Origin of the sequence: Bradyrhizobium canariense, from assembly GCF_019402665.1 — a bacterium.
Lineage (GTDB): Bacteria > Pseudomonadota > Alphaproteobacteria > Rhizobiales > Xanthobacteraceae > Bradyrhizobium > Bradyrhizobium canariense.
Genome location: NZ_VSST01000096.1, coordinates 19,866 through 28,961 on the forward strand (window position 1 = coordinate 19,866; position 9,096 = coordinate 28,961).

Annotated in this window: 11 protein-coding genes and 1 riboswitch; of the genes, 2 read left to right on the forward strand and 9 right to left on the reverse strand. The window is 63.9% G+C overall.

What is annotated here, in order from left to right; all coding sequences use genetic code 11:
- Nucleotides 1-204: 204 nt before the first annotated feature.
- Nucleotides 205-642: a VOC family protein gene (locus FXB41_RS38425; protein ID WP_219685485.1), complete on the forward strand. Its 438-nt coding sequence runs from the start codon at nucleotides 205-207 to the stop codon at nucleotides 640-642.
- 121 nt (nucleotides 643-763) lie between these two features.
- Here FXB41_RS38425 and FXB41_RS38430 read toward each other — a convergent pair whose 3' ends face one another.
- From FXB41_RS38430 to FXB41_RS38465, 8 genes are all read right to left on the reverse strand, one after another.
- Complete coding sequence (locus FXB41_RS38430; protein WP_219685486.1) at nucleotides 764-1,306, reverse strand: mismatch-specific DNA-glycosylase; 543 nt, start codon at nucleotides 1,304-1,306, stop codon at nucleotides 764-766.
- A 98-nt stretch (nucleotides 1,307-1,404) separates the two neighbouring features.
- Entirely contained in the window at nucleotides 1,405-2,391 is a 987-nt protein-coding gene (locus FXB41_RS38435) for a DUF2971 domain-containing protein (protein ID WP_219685487.1), read from the reverse strand.
- 30 nt (nucleotides 2,392-2,421) lie between these two features.
- Complete coding sequence (gene thiC / locus FXB41_RS38440; RefSeq protein ID WP_219685488.1) at nucleotides 2,422-4,320, reverse strand: phosphomethylpyrimidine synthase ThiC; 1,899 nt, start codon at nucleotides 4,318-4,320, stop codon at nucleotides 2,422-2,424.
- Nucleotides 4,321-4,499: 179 nt separating this feature from the next.
- Nucleotides 4,500-5,108 carry a thiamine phosphate synthase gene (locus FXB41_RS38445; protein ID WP_018454154.1) on the reverse strand — a complete coding sequence of 203 codons (609 nt, stop codon included), beginning with the start codon at nucleotides 5,106-5,108 and terminating at the stop codon, nucleotides 4,500-4,502.
- Nucleotides 5,095-5,877 carry a thiazole synthase gene (locus FXB41_RS38450; RefSeq protein WP_219685489.1) on the reverse strand — a complete coding sequence of 261 codons (783 nt, stop codon included), beginning with the start codon at nucleotides 5,875-5,877 and terminating at the stop codon, nucleotides 5,095-5,097. The genes FXB41_RS38445 and FXB41_RS38450 overlap by 14 nt, the downstream gene beginning before the upstream one ends.
- 190 nt (nucleotides 5,878-6,067) lie before the next feature.
- On the reverse strand, nucleotides 6,068-6,265 hold the full coding sequence (gene thiS / locus FXB41_RS38455; protein WP_135175802.1) for a sulfur carrier protein ThiS: 198 nt from the start codon (nucleotides 6,263-6,265) through the stop codon (nucleotides 6,068-6,070).
- The gene (locus tag FXB41_RS38460) at nucleotides 6,256-7,281 is read right to left on the reverse strand and encodes an FAD-dependent oxidoreductase (protein WP_219685490.1); all 1,026 of its coding nucleotides are present in this window, start codon (nucleotides 7,279-7,281) and stop codon (nucleotides 6,256-6,258) included. The genes thiS and FXB41_RS38460 overlap by 10 nt, the downstream gene beginning before the upstream one ends.
- Nucleotides 7,269-7,397, reverse strand: a riboswitch (TPP riboswitch). (Overlaps the previous gene by 13 nt.)
- A gap of 52 nt (nucleotides 7,398-7,449) precedes the next feature.
- Entirely contained in the window at nucleotides 7,450-7,998 is a 549-nt protein-coding gene (locus FXB41_RS38465; protein ID WP_007600777.1) for a lytic transglycosylase domain-containing protein, read from the reverse strand.
- Nucleotides 7,999-8,242: 244 nt separating this feature from the next.
- Here FXB41_RS38465 and FXB41_RS38470 point away from each other — a divergent pair, with 244 nt between their 5' ends.
- A complete protein-coding gene (locus FXB41_RS38470; RefSeq protein ID WP_219685491.1) occupies nucleotides 8,243-8,473 on the forward strand; it encodes a hypothetical protein in 231 nt (76 codons plus the stop codon).
- Between the two features lie 2 nt (nucleotides 8,474-8,475).
- On the opposite strand, the gene FXB41_RS38475 is transcribed toward FXB41_RS38470, so the two are convergent.
- Nucleotides 8,476-9,096: sensor histidine kinase (locus tag FXB41_RS38475; RefSeq protein WP_246649542.1), on the reverse strand; the 621-nt coding region annotated here is incomplete at its 5' end.

The window sequence follows — 9,096 nt, forward strand, 5'->3', positions numbered from 1 at the left end:
CGACAGGTTAATGCGTTTTCGTGGACCCCGTAGCCCGCATGAGCGATAGCGATATGCGGGGCAGCTGCCGGCCCCGGATGTCGCTGTCGCTCATCCGGGCTACAAGAGAATTCCGCCGCCACTGTCGGATCGTTGCCTCCTGCCTCGTCCTTGGAACATCGGCGCGCCGCCGCGCGCCCGCCCGAGGCAAAAGGATTTCCGTTCATGACCTCCATCACGCCGTTTCTCTGGTTCGACAACAACGTGCCGGAGGCTGTCGCCTTCTACAAATCGGTGTTTCCCAATGCAAAGGTCGAGACCGTCAGCGACTTCATGGCGGTGTTCGAGCTCGAAGGCCAGCGATTCAACGCGCTCAACGGGGGCCCGCAATACAAGTTCAACGAAGCGGTGTCGTTCTTCATCAGCGTGGAAACGCAGGCGGAAGTCGACTATTTCTGGGACAGGCTCACCGCCGCCGGCGGCGAAGAATCCCGCTGCGGCTGGCTCAAGGACAAGTTCGGGCTGTCCTGGCAGGTGATCCCATCAGCGCTCGGCCGCTACCTCGGCGACCCCGACCGCAGCAAGGCGAACCGCGTCATGCAGGCGATGATGCAGATGAGAAAGATCGTGATTGCGGGTCTGGATAGGGCGTATGCGGGGTGAGGGGCGGGCCGTGGTGACGGCGCCAACTCCTCATGGTGAGGAGGCGCGTAGCGCCGTCTCGAACCATGCAGGCCCACATCCCGCCGCGGCTATCCTTCGAGACGCCCGCTACGCGGTCTCCTCAGGATGAGGTCTGTGGGTGTTGAGTGTCCAGTGCAGCGACCCACGCCGCAATCTCGCGCCACGGCTCCAGCGTCCAATGCCCGGACGCCGCGCCGGACGGCGAGGGCAGCACGAACACCTCGGAAAAATTCTCATCCCGCTGCTGCCGCCCCAGCGCAATCCCGCTCGACGGCTTGCCGTAAAACAAGCTCGCCGCCTTCTTGCTCGTAAACGCAATCGTCCTCGGCCGAAACTTTTCGATCTTCGCCTTGAATCCGGGCACGTCGATCGTCTCAGCCGCGATCTGGTGATCCATCCCGGCGCCCGATTTGGAGAGATCGGTGAAGCCGATCCCGAGATCGAGCAAGCTCGCGAACTCGCCCGGTTGATACCGCCGCGGCGTGATCCCGGCCTCATGGACCGCGCGCCAGAAGCGGTTGCCGGGATGGGCGTAGTAATGCCCAAGCTCGGCCGACCGCGTGCTGGCGGCGGTGCCGACGAAGACCAGACGGAGGTTGGGGCGGAGCTGGTCGGGGAGGCGGTGGAGGGTGGCGGCGGGCACGTCAACTATCCGGGGCTGTAGCCCGCATGAGCGGAGCGATATGCGGGACGGCAAAGACCCGGATGTCGCTGCGCTCATCCGGGCTACGTTTGCTGAGCTCATCCTACCCGGAACGGTATCTTAGACGCTTCCAAGAATACCCCATCGTAACCCATTTGTTCGAGCAGCGTACGGTCGGCCAACAAAGACGTATCGGTGGCTCTGCCCGGACCGGACCACAGCTTCGTAATCGGCAGGCGATCAGGAAGACTAGCGCGCCCCAAATGTTTCAATCGTTCTGAGGATATCTCCGCGGCGGCTGTGCCGAGCTTTAGCTCGACAAACGGGGCGAGTCCCGTTGATCTTGGCAAAAGTCGCACCTGTTCTTTCCAGGCTGGCCTAAAGATGATTCGCCACTCTCGTTCTTCAACAAATGCAGGGTTCTTGATCAACGGCGCGGCAGCTGTAGCGCGCCACAAAAACATATGGGCCCAATCGCGTCGATGTTCGTCGCGATCATTAGCGGGTATAGTACCCGCAACCTTCTGATACTCCGAAAGCCCCCATTGGAGCAGTTTTTGCACCAAAGCTAACTGCCGCGAGGGCTCATAGATCACTGGCGCTAATACACCATCTAGGCCCAAAACGTGGTGATTGAGCTTAACGAGATCGAAGCCGATAGAGTAGCCGCCTTCCCCGCGCCCATATGCGCGCCATTGATTAAGGCTGTTTTCCTCACTCGATAGGCAACTGACGAAATAGGGGCCGACATGCTGCGGGCCAGCGAGGGCAACGGGGTCTTTGACTTCCTTCAGCAGACAGATCCTTAGCGGGTCACTTTCAATCAAGAGAGCTTTGTCGATCTCCTGCGCAAGAAGCGATACCGCATGGAGATATTCGCTCGCACCGTTCATAAAAGCGAGATGCGTCGCGCGAAGCAGCCCGCTTTCCACAATGCCTTTTAGGCCTCCGGCATCTGTGTAGTGATATAGAGTTTGGGGCAGCTGTACGTCCCGATAAGCCTCGCTCATCAGTGTCCATACAGCTACCCGGATAGCGGAGTCCTGCTCCTGAGGAATCGGTCGTTGCGGAACGAAATCAAACATCGCGATTCTCGAAGCTAGGTCGTGATTGCCTCACAACACCCGATTACTCTCCTTCACCTTCTCCGCATCCAGATAAACGCTTGAGCCCATCTCCTTGAACTTCGCGCTCATCTTCGCCATGCCGTCCTCGGCGGTGCCGCTCATCGACATGCCCACGCCGTTCGGATCATTCAGCGTCGCCGCATAATCCCGCACGTCCTGCGTGATCTTCATCGAGCAGAACTTTGGGCCGCACATCGAGCAGAAATGCGCGACCTTGTGGGCTTCCTTCGGCAGGGTCTCGTCGTGGAAGTTTTTCGCGGTGTCGGGGTCGAGGCCGAGGTTGAACTGGTCGCTCCAGCGGAAGTCGAAACGAGCACGTGACAGCGCGTCGTCGCGCAGCTGAGCTGCCGGGTGACCCTTGGCGAGATCGGAGGCGTGGGCGGCGATCTTGTAGGTGATGACGCCGACCTTGACGTCGTTGCGGTCGGGTAGCCCAAGATGCTCCTTCGGGGTGACGTAGCAGAGCATGGCGCAGCCGAACCAGCCGATCATGGCCGCACCGATGCCGGAGGTGATGTGGTCGTAGCCCGGCGCGATGTCGGTGGTCAGGGGCCCGAGGGTGTAGAACGGCGCTTCGCCGCATTCCTTGAGCTGCTTGTCCATGTTGATCTTGATCTTGTGCATCGGCACGTGGCCGGGGCCTTCGATCATGACCTGGCAACCCTTGTCCCACGCGATCTTCGTGAGTTCTCCGAGCGTCTCCAGCTCCGCGAACTGGGCGCGGTCGTTGGCGTCGGCGATCGAGCCCGGACGCAGGCCGTCGCCGAGCGAGAACGAGACGTCATACTTGCGCATGAGGTCGCAGATCTCGTCGAAATGGGTGTAGAGGAAGCTTTCCTTGTGATGCGCCAGGCACCACTTCGCCATGATCGAGCCGCCGCGGCTGACGATGCCGGTGACGCGGTTCGCGGTGAGGTGGATGTATTGCAGGCGCACGCCGGCGTGGATGGTGAAATAGTCGACGCCCTGCTCGCACTGCTCGATCAGCGTATCCTTGTAGAGCTCCCAGGTCAGCTTGACCGGATCGCCGTCGCACTTCTCCAGCGCCTGATAGATCGGAACGGTGCCGATCGGCACCGGCGCGTTGCGCAAAATCCATTCGCGGGTGGTGTGGATGTTGCGCCCCGTGGAGAGGTCCATCACGGTGTCGGCGCCCCAGCGGATCGCCCACACCATCTTCTCGACCTCTTCCTCGACCGATGACGTCACCGCCGAGTTGCCGATATTGGCGTTGATCTTGGTCAGGAAGTTGCGGCCGATAATCATCGGCTCGAGTTCGCTGTGATTGATGTTGCAGGGGATGATGGCGCGGCCGCGCGCGATCTCTGAGCGGACGAACTCCGGGGTGATGAAGGCGGGGACTTCGGCGCCAAAACTTTCGCCGTCGGCAAGGGCTGCTTCCGCGCGCTCGAGCTGCTCCTTGCGGCCGAGGTTTTCGCGGGCGGCGACGTAGATCATCTCCTTGGTGATGATGCCGGCGCGGGCAAATTCGAGCTGCGTGATCTTGTGGCCGTCGAGGCCGCGCAGCGGCTGGTGATAGGCCGAGAAGGCGCGCGCGGCCTTGTCGGTGGAGACGCTGCCATTGTCCTCCGGCTTGATCTGCCGGCCCTGATATTCCTCGACGCCGCCGCGCTCCAGCACCCAGGCCTTGCGGCCGCGCGCGAGACCGGCGTTGACGTCGATGGTCACGCTCGGGTCGGTGTAGGGGCCGGAGGTGTCGTACACCGGCAGGTTCGGCTCGCCGGCACCCTCGGACAGGATGATCTCGCGCAGGGGCACGCGCAGCTCGGGCGCGGCATCGGGCGAGGCGAAGATTTTTCGCGACGAGGGCAGCGGGCCGGTGGTGACGGCGGGGACGGTCTTGTCGGGGTTGGAGCGGATGTTCATGGGATCCTCCTTGATTCAGTTCGTTGGCGTCGCTGCGCGAGAGACAAATACCGCTGTCATCCCCGCGAAAGCGGGGATCCAGTACTCCGAGACGGTGCGGCTCAAGCCGAGAAGCCGCGGCGTACTGGATCGCCCGGTCAAGCCGGGCGATGACGCGGAGTGTGGGGAGAGAGTGCGCATCACGCCGCCTCCGCGGAGAGGCCGAGCCACTGCCGCACCCGCGCATCCGGGTCGGCATTCTGGGTGACGTCGCTGACGACGGCGATGGAATCCGCGCCGGCGGCAAAGATCTCCGCGGCGTGCTCGAACTTGATGCCGCCGATCGCGACCAGCGGGATATTGCCGATGCGCTTCTTCCATTCCGTGATCTTCGGAATGCCCTGCGGTTCGAAGCGCATCGATTTGAGCGTGGTGAAGAAGATCGGGCCCAGCGCGACATAATCGGGCTCGGCGGCGAGCGCGGTGTCAAGCTCGGCATCGTCATGGGTGGAGACGCCGAGCGACAGGCCGGCCTCGCGGATCGCAGCGAGGTCGGCGTCCGCAAGGTCCTCCTGGCCGAGATGCAGATATTTCGCGCCGGCGACGATCGCGGCGCGCCAATAGTCGTTGACGACGAGCTTGGCTTGCGTGCCCGCGGTGATCGCCAGCGCATCGGTGACCATCTGGAGTGACTGGGAGTCGTCGAGGTCCTTTGCGCGCAGCTGAATGGTGCCGACGCCGAGTTTTGTCAGGCGCTCGACCCAGGCGAGGCTGTCGACGACGGGATAGAAGCGATCAGGATACGGCATGCCAGAACGGTGTCCCAACGACAGGGGTGGAAGGGGAGGCGAAATCGCGGGCGTTCATCAGCCCGGCTTCGTAAGCGGTGCGGCCGGCCTCGATACCGAGGCGGAAGGCATTGGCCATGGCGACGGGATCGGCGGCTTTTGCGATGGCCGTGTTGAGCAGCACGGCGTCGTAGCCGAGCTCGAGCGCCTGCGCCGCATGCGAGGGCGCGCCGATGCCGGCGTCGACCACCAGCGTGATGTCAGGCAGCCGCTCGCGCATCAGCTTGAGCGCATCGCGGTTGGTGATGCCTTTTGCGCTGCCGATCGGCGCCGCCCAAGGCATCACCACCTTGCAGCCGGCATCGACCAGCCGGTTCGCGACCGAAAGATCCTCGGTGCAGTAGGGGAACACTTCAAAGCCGTCCTTGATCAGGACGCTTGCGGCTTCCACAAGGCCGACCACGTCGGGCTGCAGCGTGTCGTTGTCGGCGATGACTTCGAGCTTGATCCAGGATGTGCCAAACAATTCGCGTGCGAGCTTGGCCGTCGTCACCGCCTCGCGCACGCTGCGGCAGCCGGCGGTGTTCGGCAGCACGGTGACGTCGAGCTCGCGGATCAGATTCCAGAACGCATCGCCGGTCTTGCCGCCGGCAGATTCGCGCCGCAGCGACACCGTGACGATGTTCGAGCCCGAGGCGCGGATCGCCGCCTGCATGATCGCAGGCGAGGGGTAGAGCGCGCTGCCGATCAGGAGGCGGGAGGGGAAGGTTTTGCCGTAGAAGGTCACCATGTGGTGTCTCTCCAAATGACACTGTCATCCCCGCCTAGTGCGCAAATTGGGCACGGGGGGCGGGGATCCAGTATTCCAGAGGCGGTGCGGCTAGAACCGAGACGCCGCGGCGTACTGGATCGCCCGGTCGAGCCGGGCGATGACAGCGGAATGTGTGGCGCGCGCCTAGGCGATAAATGGAGAGCCATCCTCACCCTCCCTGCCGCGGTGTGATGATCTCGATCTCGTCGCCGGCTTTCAGCGCGGTCTCGGCCCAGCGGCTCTTCGGCACGACGTCGTAGTTGAGCGCGATCGCGAAATGGGTGCCTTCGTAGTCGAGCTCGCTGAGTAGCGCGTCCACGCTAGCGGAATTCACCTCGCGCTGCTCGCCGTTCACGATCACGCGCATTGCATCACCTCGTTGTCGATCTGGCCGCGCTCGACAAAGCTAAGCGTCAGCTCGGCCAGAACAGGCGCGATCAGGAAGCCGTGGCGGTAGAGGCCGTTCACGCTGATCGTGTTGCCGCGGATGCCGATGCGCGGCAGATTGTCGGGGAAAGCAGGGCGCAGGCCGGAGCCGAATTCGACGATGCGGGCCTCGCCGAAGGCGGGGTGCACGGCATAGGCCGCGCCCAACAGCTCCAGCGCGGAACGCACGCTGACGCCGGTGTCCTCGGCCTCGATCGAGGTCGCGCCCAGCATGAACAGATTGTCCTCGCGCGGGATCACATAGAGCGGCCAGCGCGGATGAATCAGCCGCACCGGGCGCGCGAGCTGCACCTCGGCGGTCTCGATCAGGATCATCTCGCCCTTGACGCCGCGTAAGCCAGGCTGCTCGTCGCGCGCAGCAAGGCCGCGGCAGTCGATCACGAGGCCTTTAGGATCAAGTTTTGCGAGTTCGGCCGCGGCGACGTCGCTTTCGAACTTGATGGTGCCGCCGGCGGCGCGGATGCGCGCGTGCAGTTTCGGGAGCACGCGGCGCGGCTCGACATGGCCCTCGGTCGGGAAGAACAGCGCGTCGCGGAAGCGGCCTTCGAGCGACGGCTCGAGCTCGGCAAGGCCGGCGGCATCGAGCCGGCGATGGCCTTCGGTCATCCGGGCAAAACGCTCGAAATCGTTGCGCTCGCGCGGGTGGGCGACGACCAGCGAGCCGTTGAAGGGCGTGTCGGGCAGCTCGCGCCGCCAGATGTCGAGCGAGCGCAGGCCGAGGCGGCTGATGATGGGTTCGGAAACCTCCGCCTCGCAATAAGGCGCGAGCATGCCGCCGGCCCAATGGCTGGTGGCATCGGTCATGTCGGCGTCACCGCGCTCGTGCAGGATGACGGCGTGGCCGGCCTGCGCGAACAGCAAGGCCTGCCAGGCGCCAGCAATGCCTGCGCCGATGATGGATACCGGGGAATCCGGTCGCTTGGTCGTCTGCAACATCCCTGTCCCTTCGCCGGCATGACCCGGATCAGGTTCAAAGGGTCACCGCGGTCCTGGGCGGATTTGCCCATTTAGCGGTATCTCAGCTCCTCCTCGGAGCACCCCTCGGAACGGCTCTAATGTATGCCAGCAGGGCTGGGTGGTCAACGCGTTTGGCGGGAACCGCACTTACCTGGGCGTCTGTGCCCGAGCGTTGCGAACGCGCTGGGCGAGCTTCCGGTGCGGCGCGGCGCCGAATATCGGCTGCGGATTGCCGTTCGGCTCGAGCCAAGGGGCGCTCATATTGGCCTCGTTCGTATTGGCGACTTGTACGGCCTCTTGCCGCTGCCGCTTTGCGGCGTAGTAATAGCCGCCGGCGAAATAACGAACGGCCCGGGCGTGGTCGCCATTGGCCGCGTGATACGCGCCGGCGAGATATTTCACGGCATAGGTGAGATTGGTGTTGGGATCGCGCAGGCCGGCGGCGTCGCCGGTGTAGCCGACCCCGCGGGCGGTCGCGAGCTTGATCTGCATCAGCCCGATGGTGCCGCCATGACCGACCAGGCCGGGCTGGTAGCGGCTTTCGCGCATGATGACCCGATGCACCAGCGCCTCCGGCACACCGTTGGCGCGCGCGTGGGCCGCGACCATCTCGGCGTACTCCGCTTGGCCCGCGAATGCGGCCTGTGGCAACGTCAGTCCGGCCGCGAGCAGCGCGGCGATACGTAAAATTTTCATCAGATATCCCGGAGGTCCCTGAGACTGATTGAAGGCCTGCGCCCGGCTGCCGTTTAGGCCTCCCGAACGCGGCAATGATGTGACCAAACGCCGCCGTTAATTTTTTCGCGGTGCCGAGCCGCTGTGACGACTCAATGCTGGCGTCAGAGTTTCCTCAGGCGGACAACTCGCGACAGCAGGCCTGTCTATTCGCATGGGCGCACGAAAGCGAGTATGTAGCGGCCAGCGAATCGGGAGAGGTGCCATGACAAAATCAACCATGGTCAAAGCCCACAGCGGCGACATGTCAGAACACGATTTGCCCAGAAACAATCCCTGTGCCCAATGCGGCACGCTGATCCCGACGCCCGACTGGATCGAGCCGGGCGAGGGGCGCGTCTCCTATCTCTGGACTTGCCACGCCTGCAATTATCGCTTCGAGGCGATTGCGATCTTCGACGAGGCTGCCCTCGAGCACCCGCCGCTCGCGGCCTGAAGTTAGGCCGCCAGCCGCGGCTGTTGCCATACCGGCAATTGCATCCGCACGATCAGCCCATGCGGCTCGCGGTCGTGCAGCGACAGCTCGCCGCCATGGGCGAGGGCGATCGCGCGCGCGATCGACAGACCGAGGCCGAAGCCGGTGGACTCGTCCATGGTGCGGGCGTCGTCGCCGCGCACGAACGGCTCCAGCATCTCCTGCTTGCGCGCATCCGAAATGCCGGGACCGTCGTCCTCGACGTCGATGACGAGGCTGGTGCCTGACATTTCGAGGCGGATCGTCACCTCGGCGCCGAAGCGCACTGCGTTCTCGACGAGGTTGGTGACGCCGCGATGCAGATCGTCGGGCCGCGCCACGGCGGTCGCGGATTGCGGGCCGGCATAGTGCACGACATGACCCATGTCGCCGAACTGGTCGGCGATGAGCTGCAGCGTGCTCGCGATGTCGACCAGCGTCACTGCCTCGATCTGGCGGTCGTTGCGCAATAGCGACAAAACGGATTCCAGCATCGATCGCATCTGGTCGAGATCGATCAGCATGCGCTTGCGGTTGCCTTCGTCCTCGACGAACTCGGCGCGCAGGCGCAGCCGCGTGATCGGTGTGCGCAGATCGTGGCTGAT

Excerpts from the sequence above, each read along its gene's own strand:
- FXB41_RS38425 (WP_219685485.1), top strand. The coding sequence starts at position 205 with ATGACCTCCATCACGCCGTTTCTCTGGTTCGACAACAACGTGCCGGAG.
- FXB41_RS38435 (WP_219685487.1), bottom strand. The coding sequence starts at position 2,391 with ATGTTTGATTTCGTTCCGCAACGACCGATTCCTCAGGAGCAGGACTCC.
- thiC (WP_219685488.1), bottom strand. The coding sequence starts at position 4,320 with ATGAACATCCGCTCCAACCCCGACAAGACCGTCCCCGCCGTCACCACC.
- FXB41_RS38445 (WP_018454154.1), bottom strand. The coding sequence starts at position 5,108 with ATGCCGTATCCTGATCGCTTCTATCCCGTCGTCGACAGCCTCGCCTGG.
- FXB41_RS38450 (WP_219685489.1), bottom strand. The coding sequence starts at position 5,877 with ATGGTGACCTTCTACGGCAAAACCTTCCCCTCCCGCCTCCTGATCGGC.
- thiS (WP_135175802.1), bottom strand. The coding sequence starts at position 6,265 with ATGCGCGTGATCGTGAACGGCGAGCAGCGCGAGGTGAATTCCGCTAGC.
- FXB41_RS38460 (WP_219685490.1), bottom strand. The coding sequence starts at position 7,281 with ATGTTGCAGACGACCAAGCGACCGGATTCCCCGGTATCCATCATCGGC.
- FXB41_RS38465 (WP_007600777.1), bottom strand. The coding sequence starts at position 7,998 with ATGAAAATTTTACGTATCGCCGCGCTGCTCGCGGCCGGACTGACGTTG.
- FXB41_RS38470 (WP_219685491.1), top strand. The coding sequence starts at position 8,243 with ATGACAAAATCAACCATGGTCAAAGCCCACAGCGGCGACATGTCAGAA.